The sequence below is a fragment of the Xylophilus sp. ASV27 genome (genome assembly GCF_016428875.1).
Lineage (GTDB): Bacteria > Pseudomonadota > Gammaproteobacteria > Burkholderiales > Burkholderiaceae_C > Xylophilus.
In genome coordinates this window covers 1-14,943 of the sequence record NZ_JAELTO010000048.1, presented here as the reverse complement: position 1 = coordinate 14,943, position 14,943 = coordinate 1, and the positions used below count along the sequence as shown (strand labels likewise).

Genomic DNA, 14,943 nt, shown 5'->3' with positions numbered 1-14,943 from the left:
TGTTGACCTTGACCTGTCGAGTTACTGTGGAATGAAGAGCGTCGATGCACCGCTGAACTGCGCACCAGGCGCAGTGGGTGAGGACCAGACCATCTTCTGAAAGCTGATCGGCCATGCGCTCAGGTAGCGCATCGCTTCGGGCAGCATCAGCACGTCCTTGCTCGTCGTGGCGCTGATATCCAAGAGCACCCTGCTGCCCAGCGTGACGCTGTCCACGTGGTCCAGGCCCTTGATCTCTGCGGGCGGCTGAAGCGTCACGGTTTCTTCGGCGGCCAGGCGGATCCCGCCGCTGAGCTTGGCGTGTGCCCAGTCCACCAGGTCCATCCTCACCTGCTTCAAACTGACCTCGCGGGCGCTCGCATCGATGGCGGGGAGCGGCGGCAAAACGAAGGAGGACACGATGTGATTGCCGACATCGAGCGGGTCCACGATCCCGGGCAGGTACGCACGGTCGGAGATGCGCGTATGCGGCCCCACGGCCTGCCATTCAACGGTGGCGACGCCACCGGTGAAGTCACACGTGAGCTTCACCGGCCGGTATCCCGAGTGCGTGAATGGCAGGCGGTGGCGCTGCGTCTCGCACTGGGTCCACTGCTGCCACGCGGCGTTCGGCGTGCGAAAGAGCGCCCTTTGCTCTGCCACTTTTGCCTGGAAGTCGCGCACCGCCTTCGCAATCCGCGCAGACTCGGCCTCGCGCTGCTGCTGGGACTGCAGCAAGGCGCGCAGCATGTCCTGGCGCTTTCTCTCGCTCAGCAGCTTGTCGCGGTGCTCGATCGCAAGCTGCGCGGTAGTTGCGAGCGCTGCGACGACGCACGCGCTGATCACTACAGTTCTGTGCCGGATCCCGTTCTTGCGCAGCCGGCACTCGTCCAGCTCCTTGCGGGAGAGCGCCTGCGCGTGCTGCAGCACTTCGGCAAGCGTTTGGGTGGATGGCGCGATGTCCCCGATGAGTCTGGTCCCGGGCGCCGCCATCGAGCTGGCATTGGTGTAGAGCTGGTTGGCCTGCTGCCCGGATACGACGCGGTCGTAGTCCGGGTAGGGCACGCCGTCACGGATCAGGCAGATCCAGTACCGATCGTCCGAGAGCCTGTGGTAGACGAAGGCATCGGGCATGAGCCGTCCCACGAGCGCGCCCCCTGCAAGCAGGCCGACGGCGGCCTTGCTGCCTCTGGCGACCGCGATCTCGCCGCCGGCGTCGCACACCACGTAGGCATTGTTCTTGCCGGCGAACCGGCGCGCCTCGGCCGCGCTCTGCGCGCCGGTCCAGGTCAGTGCGACAGCGAGCCTCCAGCCGGCCACCTGGACAATCTCCTCGGCGGGCACTGGCGTCTCAGCATCCAGGTCGGCGGCTTGCGCGACCTTGCGATTTCGGCGAAACATCAAGGGGAAACCTGCGTATCTGCGGAGGGGCCCGGTGGCGGTGCCATCGTTCCTGCAGGGGCCGTCCGGGCGGCTGCTCCGGCAAACGGGAGGGTCGGCGGCGCTTGAATCAGGCCGGGCGGGACGGCCAGAGGGGCCGCGGGCATGCCTGGCACCTGGCCCGGGCCCATCGGGCCAGGAAAGCCGCTGACGCCGATGCTCGTGCCGCCGCCGCGGGTCGGCGCGAACGGCAGCGCAAGCGCCACTGGCGCGCGGCTCTTGGCGTTGGGCAGCGGCTCGATCAGCACACGCACCATGCGTGGCGAGACGCTGCGCAGATGCATGCGCTCGGCGATTTCCTCACCTTCTGCGAAGGTCTGTACCACGCCGTTGGGCATCACCAGTCGCGCGGTGCGCTTGTCCTGCAGGATCAGCACCGAGGCGACCGCAGGAAGCTGCTTCAGGATCGGGTCGGCGACCAGCATGTCGTTGATCTGGCGTTGCTTCATGAGCAACTCGTAGGTGACCTCAGCCTCCGCGGCACGGTCGGCGATGGTCTTGTGCTGGGCATGCGCGCCGCCGGCCGCGAGGGCGGACAGCAGAAGGAGGGCGCCGATATGCGGTCTGCGGTCAGCCATTTTTCTGACCTCCGTAGACTTGCATCACGATCACGGACATCGTCCGGTCGCCGCGGCCGCGCTGGCTTGCGCCGGCCAGTGAGATCTGGCCGGCCACCTCGTCGTTGCCGCTGTCGTAGCCGAACAGCACGATGGCATCGCCGTCCTTCAGGAAGGCCTGCTGCTGGAAGCTCTGGCGCGATCGCTTGGGCGAGTAGGTGAGGATGCCATTGACCACCGCCGGGTTCATGGCGGTGACGGCGCTGATCTCCATCTGATACTGCAGCAGGATGCGGTTGTCGCCCAGGATGAGGGGCATCACGTTGCCGGTCAGGCCGGTGGTCAGCACCGCCTTCTGGGTGGAACTCTGTGTGCCTACGTTCGCCGTCTGGGTGGTGGACACCGAGGTGTTGTATTCCTCGTCATCCACGACCTGGAAAGGGGAGGGCTGGCCATTGATGGCCATGAACTGGCCCTTCTTGAAGAGCGCGACATTGCCAATGGAGTGCAGCGCTTCTGCCACCAGCTTCGATCCGTTCAGCCGCGAATTGGGATCCGCAAAGCTCAAGGTCAGACGCCCGGGCTGGCCGTTGCCGGGCTGCAGGGGCGCGGCTCCAGCGACGCTGACGCCATTGCCGTTGAGGCGCTTGTAGATCAGGTCCATCGAGACGCCGGCCGTCTGCTCCTTGTTCATGGACACGTTGTAGATGGTGACGTCCACCATGACGTTGCGTGCGAAGCGCTGGTTGATGGAGTGCAGCAGGGCGGCAATCCGGGCCTGGCTGTGCGGCCGCGCCGTCACGGTCACGATGCCGAGCTCTGGCGTTGCCGAGGCGAACCCATCCGTACCGGAGACCGCAAGCCGGCCGGCCGGGGTGGCGCCGCCGGCGCCCGAAGAGGCGCCGCCGCTCGATGTCGAGGCTCGACCAGTGCTGGCTGTGTTGGCATCCGTCGAGGTGCCGAGGATCGCCTGCACCGAGGTCATGATCGATGTCCAGGGGTCGATGACCTGGCTCTGGGTGACCGACACGGTGCCACTGCCGCCGCCGGAACCGCCGCCACCGCCGCCCCCCGATCCCCCCGAGTTCGATCCCCCCGCGCTTCCACCAGCGCTCATGCCGGTGGACGAAAGGCTGATGGACGCCTGCAAGGACTTCGCCCCCCCGGGAAGGTGCATCGGGTAGGTGCGTGTCTCGTACCGGAAGAACTGCACCGACTGGGAGCTTTTCACGTAGCGCCAGTTCGACTGGGTCCGCTGTGCCAGGTCGTCGAGCAGATTGCGGAGCTTGCCGTTGAACTCGATCTGCGCATAGCCAGAGAGGGCCTGTTCAGAGCCCTGCGCACCGGCCTGTGCAGCCTGTTGCCCAGGACGCTGCGCGTTGACGACCTCCGCCGCGGATATCGTCATGTCCAGCCGCGAGCTCAACTCGTCCATGATCTCGCTGAGCTTCTGCGTCCCCGGGCTGACGTAGCTGATCGTTGCGTCGAAGATCGCCGGCAGCGGCTCCTTCTTCACCAGCTTGATCTCCTTGCCGGCGATGCGTGGCCCCGGCAACCGCGTCACGCCCGCCGGTGCGCCGCTGTCAGTGCGCTCATCCAGCATGCGGCGCGCCTGCTCCTGGGCTTTGCGGGTGTTGCCCTCCGTTTCCTTGAACGTCGAGCAGGCCTGCAGCGTGAGGCTCGCCACCAGCAGCAAGCAGGGCAGGCCCCGCGTCCTGTGCCTAGTCTTCATGGGCTTCTTTCCCGTCTGTGATATCGGTGGAGGAGACCTCCATCAGCCGGTTCGCCTGCGCGATGGACAGCACGATTTGCTTGCCCTCGCCGCGCAGGATCTTCACAACGGCCTCGACCGCCTCGGAGACGTCGAGCTCGTTGCTGTAGACGGAGCTGGAGATCACTTCCCAGGTGATCTGCGGATACCAGAGGAGCTCCCAGCCTGCCGCTTGCGCCCAGCGCTGCAGCTGGGTATGCACGGGCTCGCCTTTGTTCAACACGAACTTCGGCGCCGGGGAGGCCATGGTTGTAGAGGCAGCGGAGGAACCTGCGCCGGCCGCCACATGCACCGGTGCAACGGTGCGGCTGCGCAGGCTGAGTTCCTGCAGGTCCGCAAGGTCACAGTGCCCCGTGTCCTGCCCAGCCATGGGGTATTGCGACACCGAGGTTCTCGCCAGTTCCACACGCGGGCCCGATGGCCCTGACATGATCGCCAGCGCCTGGCCGGGCTGCAACTGCGCATTGACGGAGCGCAGTGCATCCGAGATCGAGCCGCTGTCCGGCTGCTCCAGGACGACCACCTGGCGCGCATTGGTGGGGCAGATCTGCTTGAAGGGAATGCCCAGGCGATCGGCCAGCAATTGGCCGAGGTCGCTCACTGGAGCGTTCCACGAGATCGCGATGCTCGACCCCAGCAGCTCTCCGCGATCAGCAGGTAGGTCGGTGCCATCTGCGGCCATGCCCGCACCGGGCAGCGCGATGGCAAGGACGGTGGTCACGGCGCAGGCGCGCAGCGGTTGCATAGGCGGAGTCCTTCCTGGTCGTTTCATCTGGACATTGCTTCGGCGAGGGCGAATTCCCGGTACAGCGACAGCACCTTGGGCACGTAGGCCTGGGTTTCGCGGAAAGGCGGGATGCCCCCATGCTTCTTCACGGCGCCGGGACCCGCGTTGTAGGCGGCCAGGGCCAGGTCCCACGCCTGGAACTCGAACCACATCTGGCGCAGGTACGCCGCGCCGGCGGCCAGGGCCAGCTCCGGGCGATAGAGGTTCTGCTCGGGCGCCTGCAGGCCGACGCCCGCGGCGGTTGCGGGCAGCACCTGGGTCAGCCCGCGGGCGTTGGCCGGCGAGCGCGCGAAGGCATCGAATCCGCTTTCGACGGCCACCAGCGCCTTGAGCAGGGCGGGCTCCAGGCCGTAGTGGCGCGCGATGGCGGTGATCGCTGCCTCGTGCAGCCAGTAGTCGCGCAGCATCCGCTGGCAGGCATCGGACCTGCTGTGTCCGCGCAGGCAGCTCTCCGGGCCCGCGTGGGCTGTGCCGGCGCCCGCCAGGAACGCCAGTGCCAGCACCAGCGCGGCTTTGACCATGGTGGATGTGCCGCGCGTGGTCATAGAAGGGCCAGCGCCATGAGAACGATCGACAGCGTGATGCCGCCCTGGAACACATAGCGCTTGAGCTGGGCAGAGGTCAGTTGACCGGACGAGAAGCGATGCCACACCCCGGTGATCGCCACGGCGATGATCAGCAGGCAGGTGGCAAAGCCCAGCGTGAGCACCAGGCGCTTGACATTGCCCATCGACTGGCCCGAGCCGCGCACGAAGCCTTGCTGAATCGACTCGGCCACCGGCAGGCAACGGCCTCCTGCATCCTTGACGCAGGCATCGAGCGTCGGCTTCCAGCCGCCGCCCGATCCGCTTCCATCACCACCAGGCGTGGTCGTTCCACCGCCGCCCGTCCCGCCGCCCGGTGCCCTGCCCGCGGCGCGGTCCGCCATCGAGCAGATCGTCGTGCCGTTGCTGTCTGCAAAGCCCGCGCAGCGGCCCGAGTTGAGCATCTGACGGCAGTTGCCAATGCCGAGCTGCACGCAGGCGAGCACCAGGTTCCCGTCGACCGGGCGCCCGTCGAAGGTGCCCAGCGCCAGCAGATCCTGCACCACCCGTGACTGCAGTGCGTCGGAGGTGAGGGCGGTCCATGCGTTGATCTGTTGCTGGAGCGACTGCTGACGGTACTGCTCGGGCGACACGCCCGCATAGCGGGCGATGTTGGCCTGGTTCATCTGCAGGACGCCGTAGCAGCAGGAACCGTTGAAGGCAGTGGTCTCTCCACGGCTCTCTACGTTCAAGGCCAGGTTGGCCACCGCAGCTGCGTTCTGGCGCAACCAGGCATTGGCGGTCGGCGACGACTGGATCGCCTTCACGATGTCTGCCGCGGACACGAGGACTGCCAGGGCGATGCAGGGCATCACGGCCAGGAGCAAGGCCGACATTCGGGACATGCGTTGCACTGCCATGGCCTACCCCAGCTTCAAGGCGCGGCTGCACGCGGGGACTTCCTTGCCGAACTGGATGGTCCGCAAGCGCAGCACGCGGTCGGAACTGTCGAATGCGTACTCGACGCGGTTCTTGTCCCGTTTGGCTGCATACACCATGCAGTAGCCGGGCAGATCGGCGATCTTGTGCCCCTGCATCGGCCATGGCGTGACCCGCATCGAGCACAGCGAGTAGATGTTGGTCGCATCGGCGCCGTTCTCTGGCGGCTCGCAGCGGTCATTGCGCGCGGCCGCGAAGAAGGTGAAGACAACCCGACGCCCGGCCTGGCGCACGTCGCCGATCAGCGCGAAGGCAGGTAGGGTCTGCCCACCGCCCGTGCTGCGCGGTGCCGCAAGCTCCTTGGCCCAGATCTGCTTGAGGATCGCGCGATCCTCCTCCGTGCCGGTCGACGGGAATTGCGTGCTGTCGAACACGACTTCGCGCATCGGAACCCATGGCACTTCGGTGATTTCCTGGGCGTGGGCTGTCGCCAGGAGCGATGCCGCCATCACCCCGAGGCACCACAGCAGCCTGGTTGCCATGCTGGCGGTACGTGCTTGGCTCATCGGCTGGACCCTCCTGCTGGCAGCCGCCCGCCCTTGTCCAGTTCCTGGAGGAACTGCTCGGGTGGCGTGGCGCCGACCAGGCGCTTGCCGCTGGCCAGTACCACCGTGGGCGTGTTGTTGATCTGGAAGCGCTCTCCGGTGCGCAGGATCTCCACCAGCCCGCTGGTGTCGCAGGACTCTGCCAGCCGCGGCCGCGCGCCTTCCATCATCGACTTCCATACGGCGGCCCGGTCGGCGGAGCACCAGGCCATGCGGGCCAGGTTCTGGCTTTGCGGGGAGATGACGGGGAACATGAACCGGTACACCGTCACGTTGTCAAGCTGCTCGACGAACTTGGTGAACACCCTGCAGATGGGGCAGTTCGGATCCTCGAAGACCGCGAAAACCCGGCTGCCGTCACCCCGCACCTCCTTGGTGGCCTGGGAGAGCGGCAGCTGGTCGAACGGGATCGCCATCCGCTTGTCCTACTGTGCCGAGGTCAGGTCCCGACGCTGCTCCAAATCCATCAACGCCCCCCCGACGAGCGCGTAACGACCGGTTTCTTCTGTATAAAAGATCTCAGTGTCCGAGATGACCTCGTATACGCCGGGTATCGGCGTCGTATTGACCTGGTCGACACGGACGGTGCCTTTGGTATTGGCCGTGATCGCCGCCTTGATCCTGGCGGTGATCCCCGGCGTTACGCCGGCTGCGGCGGGCTGCAGTCCTGCGATGGCCAGCGCGGCGGCGGCAGCCATGGACCTGACGAAGTGGGAGTGTTTGGGCATGTCCCGCACTCTAGAAAACGCGCCAGCGCCTCGCCACCAGAAAACCTCAGTTGCATACCGCATGGTTTCCGCTTGACAGTGGAAATTTTTGTTGATCTATATTTTTTGATGAGTTGTGCGTCGCGCCGTGCTGCCGTTCCAGAGCGGATGGCACTGGCCTGCCGTACAGGAAAAGTGCATGCGAGCTTGTGGAGAGTGGCGCACGCGGGATGAGGATGCCCGCGGCGCAGTGGAGGGTTGGGACCCCAGATTCAGTGAGGTTTTGTTGGAGGCATTCGGGGAAGGGCTGGCAGACACGACCCTCAAGACCCTGCAGACGCACCTCAGTAGCTTCAACGCCTGGCTGTCGAACTCGGCCCGCGGCGCCTGGGATCGCGTTCGGCTGGATGACGTGCGGGCGTACCTGCAGGAGATCAGCGAGAGCCGGTCATTTGCCACCCTGCGACTCAGGCATTGGGCGCTACGGCGTCTGTACCGGTGGGCCAGTGAGCAGGACATCGCGAATGTCCGCATCGATGCCGTCCTGCTGCCGGCGCGAGCTCCTGCGCGCAGTCCTCCGAGAGTGCCCTCGGTACAGCAGATGGAGAGGATCCTGGCCATGCCCGACACGGGCACGCCCGCAGGGCTGAGAGATCGCGCGGTGCTGGAGTTGCTCTACGCCACCGGCCTGCGGGCGGACGAGTTGCTCCGGCTGCGCATCGACCAGGTCGCAGGTGCCTTGTGCATGCGGGTGATGGGCAAGGGCGCCAAGGAGCGGCTGGTGGTCTACGGCGAGCACGCTGCAAATTGGATTGCGCAATACAAATCCGTCCGGCACGCATTGCTCAGCGCGGGAGGTCACTGCACGACGTCCACGGCCAGGCTCTTCGTGAGCGACGGCCGATACCCGGACTATCGCTACTCGCAACTGCGCCGCATGGTGAGCCGCTACGCTGCGGCCGAGGGTTTGCAGCTCACGCCGCATTCGCTGCGGCATGCGTTCGCCACGCACCTGTACCAGGGGAGGGCGCCGCTCACGACCATCCAGATGCTACTCGGCCACGAGCACCTGGAGACGACCACGCGATACGTCTCCCGGCAGTTCGAGGACGATCATGCGCTGCTGGAAACGCACCATCCCAGGGGAGGGCAGTACCGCCGACTCATGCGCGACGCAGGCGCAGTGCAAAGCAATGAGCGGCACCGCTTGTGGGCGGTCCACACTCAGCCGAAAAGCTCGCTGTGCGAACCAAGCCGCGCCAGTCGGAGGGTGTCGGCATCCGACTTGCGGTAGATCAGCAGCAGGTCGGGCTTGATGTGGCATTCCCGGTAGCCTGCCCAATCTCCGCTCAGATCATGGTCGCGGTATCTGGCATCCAGTGGCTGGTCGGTCGCCAGCGCCACGAGAACGGGCCTCAAATCACTATCGAGAGTGGATCGATGCTTGCCCTTGGCCTCGCGCTTGTAGTCGCGTTTGAAGGCGGTGGCGCGGTCAATCGCCCGCATTCAGATCTGCCATCAGGTCGTCAACGCTGGCAAAACGCTTGCCTTTGCCGGCCTCAAGTTCGGCAATGGCCTTGCGCGTGCGGGCATTGGGCACCTTCACATCGAAAGGCAACCGGCGCTCGTCGGCTACGCGCAGCATCAGCAAGCGGATCGCATCCGAGATGGACAGGCCCATTGCCTCGAGCGCGTCAGCCGCGCGCTCCTTGGTGTCGGTGTCGATGCGAGCGCGGACATAGGTATCGGCAGTGCTCATGGTGATTGTCCCTAGGAGGTTTCAGAGGATCAATTGTAGTCCCAATGTGACTACAAAACACGCCAACGCCGCCATGCTCTGCGTGCGAGCTTAGTGATCTGCAGCAAGGCACGCCCTTATGCGCCGCGCGGAGCGGCGGCGCGTTACGACACCTCGAACTCTGAGCCGCACTCCCCGCAGAGGATCTTCAGCCCAAGCTTGCCCCACACGTTGATGGCCGGCTCGCAGCCGTTGCAGGTGTACTTCAGCCGGTTGGACTTGTTCACTGGGGCGGCTAGGTCCGCTGCACCATCAGCCGCCCGCCCTCAAGCACGTTCAGGCATCAACTCAGTGATCGAACACACCCGCGGCAGCCAGGAACTCGGCGAAGAAGACCAATTGCCCATGGGGCGTGGCCGCCGCACCGTCGTCCCATCGTACGTGCATTCGCCCGCCGAGCGTGTCCACCACCATCGGCTCCTCGCCTACCACTTTCGCCGAAACGGCCTGCTCTCGCTTGCGTCGTGCTTCACCCATCGGGTGAGTGTCACCTATCGCCTGCAGCCCCGATAAACATTGGCATTGAGGCCCATTCGGCTACTTCAACTGCCGGTTTTAGGTTCAAACAGTCCATCCCCCTGCGGAGCCGCGCCAATGCTTGCATTGCGCTGTAGTGGTGGCCAAGCTCCAACTTCACGGGTACAGTACGCGCCGAACAGGAGATCTTCAAATGTCATTTCTAACGCCGCTGCGCTATCCGGGCGGAAAAGGGCGCATGGGCCCGTGGATCGCCGAGCTGTTGCGGCACAACCAGATCAGTGGAGGTTGCTACGTTGAACCCTATGCGGGCGGCTGCGGGGCGGCAATCTTTCTTCTAACTCATGGATACGTTGATCGGATCATCATCAACGACGCAGACCCAGTGATCTACGCCTTTTGGAAGGCGGTCACCGAGCAGTCATATGAGTTGATCGCCAAGATCAAATCCACCCGAGTTTCAATGACAGCGTGGAGACTCCAGCGCGAAGTTCTTGCAAATGCGGCTGAGCATAGCCAGCTCGATGTGGCCTTCGCAGCCTTCTTTTTGAATCGGACCAATCGGTCCGGCATTCTCGCGGGTGGAGTAATAGGGGGGAAAAATCAGAGTGGAGCTTGGAAGCTGGGTGCGAGATACAACAAGGACGACTTAACCGAGCGTATTGGCGCGATCGGAAAGCTTTCTAAACGTATCAAGGTTTACGGCCTGGATGCCTTGGCATTGCTTGATGAAATTGAGCCCACTCTTCCAAAAAAAACCCTTATATATTTAGATCCTCCCTACTTTCAGAAGGGTGCTCAACTCTATCGGAACTTTTACGAGCCTAAAGATCATGCCGCGATTGCCAAGCGAGTATCAAACCTAAAAGTGCCAGTGATCGTAACGTATGACAATGCCAAAGAAATCGGCGATTTATACAGTGCTTTTGGGCAGGTTGAATTTAATCTGAAATATTCAACCCATCTTGCGCGGCCTGAGGCTACAGAATTGCTTATCTACAAAAATATAAAATTACATTCTGTTCCTGAGCTTACGCGCGCCAAAACGTTAGGCCCAGCACGCCCGAATAAAACAGCCAATGTTGTCCCACAGAGTGTTGATGAATTGACGATCTAGATTGTGTGTGTTGCGGTGAATCATCTTTTGCAGAGTTTCAATTTCGATCATCGCCCCACTGCGATTGCAAAGTCGTTTGACCATGTCTTCTTCTGATGCAGAAATTTTCCCATTCTCTACCATATGCTTTATCGATTTTTTTATATTATTTGCCAAGCATTGTTGATCTTCTAAGCCATTCTTGGTCCGGTAGTGCAAATCGCTTAATTCAATCAAGGCTCGCGTGAGCATCGTGGCTGCAAGCGGAAATTGACTGACATCGAGTCCACGAAGCTCTGCCACAATTGTTTGCTCTTTTGGGTGCCCTGTACTTGGAATGGCAATGCCCGGTGCTCGTGATCCAAACACTTTTTTTCGGTCAGCGGCTGATGTTGCTGGTGTTGAGGCGGGTCTCGATGAAGTCGTAGGACTTGGCGCAGGAGAATGAGAAGTAGTCCCCCCCGTATTAGCAGGTGCAGACGAACTGGGTGCGGTAGCAGGCCCTGGCGTGCCCCCTGCTGCGGGTGCACTGGTCGTTGCTGGTGCCGGGGGATTTGGCGGCGTAGATGGAGGAATGCCAGCTGATGCTCTGACCTGATCAATATAATGGCGTGCTTGGTCGGGAGTGAAAACTTCATTTACACTCTTCCCACTCCCGAAATCACCAACCACCTTGGTGCCCATTTGCAATACAGTGGGCTCTGGTAGGTTTGGTACTAATTCGTCAGCCGCATCCACATCAAATCCGAGTAGTTTGAGATTGTCGGTCGTGAAAAAGCGCTGAAGGCTTGTGATTGGGAATTCATCGTCTACAAAAATTCCATGGCTTTCCGCCCATAGTGCATACTGCCCTGGTCGTTTATATTCTGCTGGATGTCCGTGATTGAGCAGATATAGTGTTCTTAAGTATGCCGACCATCCAACTTGACCCACTCCGGCCATTTCTCCTTGATGCCTGGAGAGTACCTCGCGGATCATTGCTTGCTCATTGTCGGTAACAGTAAGATCTACATGAGTAGGGAAATTATTGTATGTCTCCGAAATTTTTATAACTTTTTCCTTTAATTCTGGGTCTGGGCAGATTTCTGGATTGTTCAGTAATTTGAGGGCGGTGGTTCTGCGATTGCCATCCTTTACCGTATAGGTGCCACCTCCATTAGGAGTTGCCAAAATGGGCATTGTTGTGAGGCCCTCTTTTGCTATGCTCTCGCAGATAGCAAGAAAATGATCTTTCTTGCGGAGAATACGCCGAATGCAGTCGTTCTGATCTGCTCCGGCGCGAATACGGGCATTCTGTACATCAAGCAAGATATCTTCTACAGCCACGTCGGCCACTACTCTGAAATCGCTGCGTGCCATGGGACCCTCCGTATGTGGCCGAAGTGTAACAGTGGCCTATGGGGAGTCGGCTAAGGCAAATCAGCAGGACCTTTGCGAAAAGTCCTAGGCGCGAGCGGGTCGCTGCTGGGCTATCACCTTTACCATCCCGCCATGACCGCTTTCATCGTCGTCATAGCAATCTTGGCCTTGCTCGCACTGCTGGGCGCAGCCATCCTGATCCCCTACCTCTGCGCCATGGTCACCGGCCGTGCGTTGGCCTGGGTGTTTCAAGTCGAATCCGGCCAAGCAGCCCGCGAGGCGGCCGAGCTGCTGTCCCCCGAACACCTCGCAGAAATCGACGCCCTGGTGGCCAGCTCGCAGCGCATGGCCCGCGATGCCCAGCCGCAGGCCGATGCCTGGCCAGCCGCGCGCTGATGCGTTGTTCATAGCGCGCGCTGCGCGCACTCTCACATCCCCCGACTCGCTGAACTGCCCAGCGCCACGCGGTGCCACGGCGCGCCCGTCGTTTTTGCGCCCACTCCAGCGCGTAGTCCTCCGAGCGTGCCCTCGGTGCAGCAGATGGAGCGGATCCTGGCCATGCCCGACACGGGCACGCCCGCAGGGCTGAGAGATCGCGCGGTGCTGGAGTTGCTCTACGCCACCGGCCTGCGGGCGGAGCCGCTACGCTGCGGCCGAGGGTTTGCAGCTCACGCCGCATTCGCTGCGGCATGCGTTCGCCACGCACCTGTACCAGGGGAGGGCGCCGCTCACGACCATCCAGATGCTACTCGGCCACGAGCACCTAGCGACGACCACGCGATACGTCTCCCGGCAGTTCGAGGACGATCATGCGCTGCTGGAAACGCACCATCCCAGGGGAGGGCAGTACCGCCGGCTCATGCGCGACGCAGGCGCAGTGCAAAGCAATGAGCGGCACCGCTTGTGGGCGGTCCACACTCAGCCGAAAAGCTCGCTGTGCGAGCCAAGCCGCGCCACCTCGCATGGTTGAGCTGCGTGATCGCCAACTCATCCGCCATCTCAAACCTCGCGGCCAGGCCGTCCAAGGTCTCCTTCGCGCAAGCCTCGCACATCTTGCGCTCCTGTTGCATTCGAGTCGTCAGCCTGATATTTGTTGGCAATGTCGAGGTCGAACCCCTCGCCACCAAATGAGAACTGAGTGTGATCCATCGGCTGGCTCTGCAAGGTGGCGGCCTTGTAGGCACGATTCATCAGCTTTGGCGCCTCTTCGTGGTCCGTCGCATGAATCATGAAGTTGTCGAGCGTGGCAGATCGATGTCGTCACGCCCCCACCAGGCTCGCAACTTGTCATCGTCTTTCAGGGCAGCAATCGAGCGGCCAAGCCATCCCACCGCAAGAAAATAGAACTGCTCGATCTTGGTGCCGGCTTTCTTGTACTCGGCGATCTTGCGAACCGTGTCCCATTTGCACTCGAACGTACGTTGATCCAAAAGGCAGAACGTAGCCTCCTTCTCGCGAATCGCACCTGGGAGCAGGATCTGGTCGATGGCGATATTGAAGTCGCCGTGGTGGACCTCGATCTTTCGGTTGTCGCCGATCGCCCGTCGCTCGGCCGTCAGAGTGTTCAAGTGCTGGACCTGGTGCGCGCTCATATCGCAGAGGATGAAGCGACGGAGCCAAGCTGGCCTGATTTCCAGGACCCTTTTCGCTGACCAGGACGCACTGTCGTATTGCTCGACTTGCGGACCAGCAAAGCCGTCGATGTACGTGCCGTGCTTCGTCACGAGGATGAAGTATCGAACGTAGTGCTGAATCAGCTTGGACTTGCTTTCCGTCCACACTGGGTAACCGTCCTGCTTGCTCGGCTTGAAGGTGAGCTCGACGATCCCGTCATTGATTGACGGCGCCTGCAGATCATCAAAGAGGCCTATGGCGCACTTGTCCGCGTCGCCGGAAACTGATCCCATGTTCTCCCTCTCAAAACTCGGCCAGCCGCGGACTTGCCAACGCTGACCACCGGCACCCTTTGGGTACCCTTGTAGAAGTTGACCACCTTGTGGGCTGGGTATCCGTGTGGCACCTCCAGGTTGCTGGCGGGTGCCCAGTGACCCCATTGTTTGAAGTGGAAAGGCACGTTGGCGGCCGCGCATTGCTTTTGCAGGCTTTCCGGCCAAGCCGGATCCATCGGTCGGGAGCCGTGCCCACTTTCTCCACCGGCGATGACCCAGTCGATGCGCGTCCCCTTGGAGTTAGGCTTGAGGTAGGGCGTCAGGTTCAGCGGACTGAGTAGCGGCTCGCAGGAAACGAACCGGACAGATGGAGTGTCGAGTTCGAGCAAGTACTTCAGACGTTTGCCCGCATATTCGTCATTCTCTACGGTCGTGCCAATCCACACATGCGGCGGCAACTGGCGCCCCTTGGGAAGAAGTTTCTTGACCAAGTGAATACGTTTGGTGAGAAGCAACCAGTCCAACATCGGCGTCGCGTCGATAAGATCGAGCAAGCGCATTCGGGGAGCCACCAGATCGGGCCTGTTCTCGAAAACATCGGCCATGGATGCACAGAATACCCGCCGCCGAATGCCTTCGGAAGTCGCGTCGCGGTTCCACTTGAGCGGCTCTTTCCAGTGAGCGTCGGTGAAGAAGCGTCGCGGCGATTCGGGGCCCCAGACGTCCGAGCCAACGCGCTTCGCCCACGACTCCGCATAGCAGTGATCACATGCAGGAGAAACTTTCACGCAACCCCACCAGGGGTTGAAGGTGTGGTGCGTCCATTCGATGCGAGAGTATTTTCCCATTTCGGTTTCCAGTGTAGAGCGTGTTGCCGCCGAGACGAACTGACCTTGCCCTCGAAAAACGTATCCCTTGCTGAGTGTTTCAATACAAGCAAGGAAGACGTAAATGAGGAAGACGACGAGAGCGCGCTACACGCTCGAATTCAAGCAAGAGGCGGTGCGGCTGGTCG

Annotated in this window: 21 protein-coding genes; 4 read left to right on the top strand and 17 right to left on the bottom strand. The window is 62.1% G+C overall.

The genetic code is table 11. The features are described from left to right. Positions 1-21 precede the first annotated feature (21 nt). Genes JHD63_RS11795 through JHD63_RS24980 form a run of 9 tightly spaced genes read right to left on the bottom strand, consistent with a single transcriptional unit; the run spans position 22 to position 7,330 of the window. On the bottom strand, positions 22-1,383 hold the full coding sequence (locus tag JHD63_RS11795) for a type 4b pilus protein PilO2 (protein ID WP_198970942.1): 1,362 nt from the start codon (positions 1,381-1,383) through the stop codon (positions 22-24). After that, positions 1,380-1,997 (bottom strand): hypothetical protein, encoded by a 618-nt coding sequence (locus JHD63_RS11790; RefSeq protein WP_198970941.1) that lies wholly within the window; start codon positions 1,995-1,997, stop codon positions 1,380-1,382. The genes JHD63_RS11795 and JHD63_RS11790 overlap by 4 nt, the downstream gene beginning before the upstream one ends. After that, entirely contained in the window at positions 1,990-3,708 is a 1,719-nt protein-coding gene (locus tag JHD63_RS11785) for a Type II secretory pathway component PulD-like protein (RefSeq protein ID WP_198970940.1), read from the bottom strand. The genes JHD63_RS11790 and JHD63_RS11785 overlap by 8 nt, the downstream gene beginning before the upstream one ends. Next, complete coding sequence (locus JHD63_RS11780; protein ID WP_198970939.1) at positions 3,698-4,492, bottom strand: TcpQ domain-containing protein; 795 nt, start codon at positions 4,490-4,492, stop codon at positions 3,698-3,700. The genes JHD63_RS11785 and JHD63_RS11780 overlap by 11 nt, the downstream gene beginning before the upstream one ends. Positions 4,493-4,515: 23 nt before the next feature. Further along, on the bottom strand, positions 4,516-5,055 hold the full coding sequence (locus JHD63_RS11775; RefSeq protein ID WP_233168005.1) for a lytic transglycosylase domain-containing protein: 540 nt from the start codon (positions 5,053-5,055) through the stop codon (positions 4,516-4,518). 20 nt (positions 5,056-5,075) lie between these two features. Next, positions 5,076-5,978, bottom strand: a complete 903-nt coding sequence (locus JHD63_RS11770; protein WP_198970938.1) for a hypothetical protein — start codon at positions 5,976-5,978, stop codon at positions 5,076-5,078. Positions 5,979-5,981: 3 nt separating this feature from the next. Next, the gene (locus tag JHD63_RS11765) at positions 5,982-6,563 is read right to left on the bottom strand and encodes a hypothetical protein (protein ID WP_233168002.1); all 582 of its coding nucleotides are present in this window, start codon (positions 6,561-6,563) and stop codon (positions 5,982-5,984) included. After that, the gene (locus JHD63_RS24985) at positions 6,560-7,018 is read right to left on the bottom strand and encodes a DsbC family protein (RefSeq protein WP_370590485.1); all 459 of its coding nucleotides are present in this window, start codon (positions 7,016-7,018) and stop codon (positions 6,560-6,562) included. Before JHD63_RS24985 ends, JHD63_RS11765 begins: the two co-directional genes overlap by 4 nt. 9 nt (positions 7,019-7,027) lie before the next feature. Continuing rightward, positions 7,028-7,330, bottom strand: a complete 303-nt coding sequence (locus tag JHD63_RS24980) for a disulfide isomerase DsbC N-terminal domain-containing protein (protein ID WP_370590484.1) — start codon at positions 7,328-7,330, stop codon at positions 7,028-7,030. Positions 7,331-7,595: 265 nt separating this feature from the next. Between JHD63_RS24980 and JHD63_RS11755 the strand changes: the two genes are divergently transcribed. Then, positions 7,596-8,603 (top strand): tyrosine-type recombinase/integrase, encoded by a 1,008-nt coding sequence (locus JHD63_RS11755; protein ID WP_233168000.1) that lies wholly within the window; start codon positions 7,596-7,598, stop codon positions 8,601-8,603. On the opposite strand, the gene JHD63_RS11750 is transcribed toward JHD63_RS11755, so the two are convergent. From JHD63_RS11750 to JHD63_RS11740, 4 genes are all read right to left on the bottom strand, one after another. Continuing rightward, a complete protein-coding gene (locus JHD63_RS11750; RefSeq protein ID WP_198970937.1) occupies positions 8,534-8,815 on the bottom strand; it encodes a type II toxin-antitoxin system YafQ family toxin in 282 nt (93 codons plus the stop codon). The two genes, JHD63_RS11755 and JHD63_RS11750, sit on opposite strands and share 70 nt — an antisense overlap. Then, complete coding sequence (locus tag JHD63_RS11745) at positions 8,802-9,068, bottom strand: type II toxin-antitoxin system RelB/DinJ family antitoxin (RefSeq protein ID WP_198970936.1); 267 nt, start codon at positions 9,066-9,068, stop codon at positions 8,802-8,804. Before JHD63_RS11745 ends, JHD63_RS11750 begins: the two co-directional genes overlap by 14 nt. 143 nt (positions 9,069-9,211) lie before the next feature. Beyond that, positions 9,212-9,334 carry a hypothetical protein gene (locus JHD63_RS24010; RefSeq protein ID WP_255519268.1) on the bottom strand — a complete coding sequence of 41 codons (123 nt, stop codon included), beginning with the start codon at positions 9,332-9,334 and terminating at the stop codon, positions 9,212-9,214. A 61-nt stretch (positions 9,335-9,395) separates the two neighbouring features. Next, positions 9,396-9,584, bottom strand: coding sequence for a hypothetical protein (locus tag JHD63_RS11740; RefSeq protein ID WP_198970935.1), 189 nt, complete (start codon positions 9,582-9,584; stop codon positions 9,396-9,398). A 193-nt stretch (positions 9,585-9,777) separates the two neighbouring features. On the opposite strand from JHD63_RS11740, the gene JHD63_RS11735 reads away from it, so the two are divergent. Then, positions 9,778-10,701: a DNA adenine methylase gene (locus tag JHD63_RS11735; protein ID WP_198970934.1), complete on the top strand. Its 924-nt coding sequence runs from the start codon at positions 9,778-9,780 to the stop codon at positions 10,699-10,701. Here JHD63_RS11735 and JHD63_RS11730 read toward each other — a convergent pair. Continuing rightward, entirely contained in the window at positions 10,633-12,039 is a 1,407-nt protein-coding gene (locus JHD63_RS11730; protein WP_198970933.1) for a ParB N-terminal domain-containing protein, read from the bottom strand. The two genes, JHD63_RS11735 and JHD63_RS11730, sit on opposite strands and share 69 nt — an antisense overlap. Before the next feature lie 132 nt (positions 12,040-12,171). Between JHD63_RS11730 and JHD63_RS11725 the strand changes: the two genes are divergently transcribed. Further along, the gene (locus tag JHD63_RS11725; protein WP_198970932.1) at positions 12,172-12,435 is read left to right on the top strand and encodes a hypothetical protein; all 264 of its coding nucleotides are present in this window, start codon (positions 12,172-12,174) and stop codon (positions 12,433-12,435) included. Positions 12,436-12,700: 265 nt separating this feature from the next. Beyond that, on the top strand, positions 12,701-13,009 hold the full coding sequence (locus JHD63_RS24975; RefSeq protein WP_370590483.1) for a tyrosine-type recombinase/integrase: 309 nt from the start codon (positions 12,701-12,703) through the stop codon (positions 13,007-13,009). 29 nt (positions 13,010-13,038) lie between these two features. Here JHD63_RS24975 and JHD63_RS11715 read toward each other — a convergent pair whose 3' ends face one another. The 3 genes from JHD63_RS11715 to JHD63_RS11705 are packed head-to-tail and all read right to left on the bottom strand — an operon-like array spanning position 13,039 to position 14,776. Continuing rightward, on the bottom strand, positions 13,039-13,269 hold the full coding sequence (locus JHD63_RS11715) for a hypothetical protein (protein ID WP_198970931.1): 231 nt from the start codon (positions 13,267-13,269) through the stop codon (positions 13,039-13,041). Next, positions 13,266-13,946: a three-Cys-motif partner protein TcmP gene (gene tcmP, locus JHD63_RS11710; RefSeq protein WP_198970930.1), complete on the bottom strand. Its 681-nt coding sequence runs from the start codon at positions 13,944-13,946 to the stop codon at positions 13,266-13,268. The genes JHD63_RS11715 and tcmP overlap by 4 nt, the downstream gene beginning before the upstream one ends. Continuing rightward, on the bottom strand, positions 13,907-14,776 hold the full coding sequence (locus JHD63_RS11705) for a DUF5131 family protein (protein WP_198970929.1): 870 nt from the start codon (positions 14,774-14,776) through the stop codon (positions 13,907-13,909). Before JHD63_RS11705 ends, tcmP begins: the two co-directional genes overlap by 40 nt. Between the last annotated feature and the right edge of the window lie 167 nt (positions 14,777-14,943).

Excerpts from the sequence above, each read along its gene's own strand:
- JHD63_RS11790 (WP_198970941.1), bottom strand. The coding sequence starts at position 1,997 with ATGGCTGACCGCAGACCGCATATCGGCGCCCTCCTTCTGCTGTCCGCC.
- JHD63_RS11785 (WP_198970940.1), bottom strand. The coding sequence starts at position 3,708 with ATGAAGACTAGGCACAGGACGCGGGGCCTGCCCTGCTTGCTGCTGGTG.
- JHD63_RS11780 (WP_198970939.1), bottom strand. The coding sequence starts at position 4,492 with ATGCAACCGCTGCGCGCCTGCGCCGTGACCACCGTCCTTGCCATCGCG.
- JHD63_RS11775 (WP_233168005.1), bottom strand. The coding sequence starts at position 5,055 with ATGGTCAAAGCCGCGCTGGTGCTGGCACTGGCGTTCCTGGCGGGCGCC.
- JHD63_RS11770 (WP_198970938.1), bottom strand. The coding sequence starts at position 5,978 with ATGGCAGTGCAACGCATGTCCCGAATGTCGGCCTTGCTCCTGGCCGTG.
- JHD63_RS11765 (WP_233168002.1), bottom strand. The coding sequence starts at position 6,563 with ATGAGCCAAGCACGTACCGCCAGCATGGCAACCAGGCTGCTGTGGTGC.
- JHD63_RS24985 (WP_370590485.1), bottom strand. The coding sequence starts at position 7,018 with ATGGCGATCCCGTTCGACCAGCTGCCGCTCTCCCAGGCCACCAAGGAG.
- JHD63_RS24980 (WP_370590484.1), bottom strand. The coding sequence starts at position 7,330 with ATGCCCAAACACTCCCACTTCGTCAGGTCCATGGCTGCCGCCGCCGCG.
- JHD63_RS11750 (WP_198970937.1), bottom strand. The coding sequence starts at position 8,815 with ATGCGGGCGATTGACCGCGCCACCGCCTTCAAACGCGACTACAAGCGC.
- JHD63_RS11745 (WP_198970936.1), bottom strand. The coding sequence starts at position 9,068 with ATGAGCACTGCCGATACCTATGTCCGCGCTCGCATCGACACCGACACC.
- JHD63_RS11740 (WP_198970935.1), bottom strand. The coding sequence starts at position 9,584 with ATGGGTGAAGCACGACGCAAGCGAGAGCAGGCCGTTTCGGCGAAAGTG.
- JHD63_RS11735 (WP_198970934.1), top strand. The coding sequence starts at position 9,778 with ATGTCATTTCTAACGCCGCTGCGCTATCCGGGCGGAAAAGGGCGCATG.
- JHD63_RS11730 (WP_198970933.1), bottom strand. The coding sequence starts at position 12,039 with ATGGCACGCAGCGATTTCAGAGTAGTGGCCGACGTGGCTGTAGAAGAT.
- JHD63_RS11725 (WP_198970932.1), top strand. The coding sequence starts at position 12,172 with ATGACCGCTTTCATCGTCGTCATAGCAATCTTGGCCTTGCTCGCACTG.
- JHD63_RS11715 (WP_198970931.1), bottom strand. The coding sequence starts at position 13,269 with ATGATTCATGCGACGGACCACGAAGAGGCGCCAAAGCTGATGAATCGT.
- tcmP (WP_198970930.1), bottom strand. The coding sequence starts at position 13,946 with ATGGGATCAGTTTCCGGCGACGCGGACAAGTGCGCCATAGGCCTCTTT.
- JHD63_RS11705 (WP_198970929.1), bottom strand. The coding sequence starts at position 14,776 with ATGGGAAAATACTCTCGCATCGAATGGACGCACCACACCTTCAACCCC.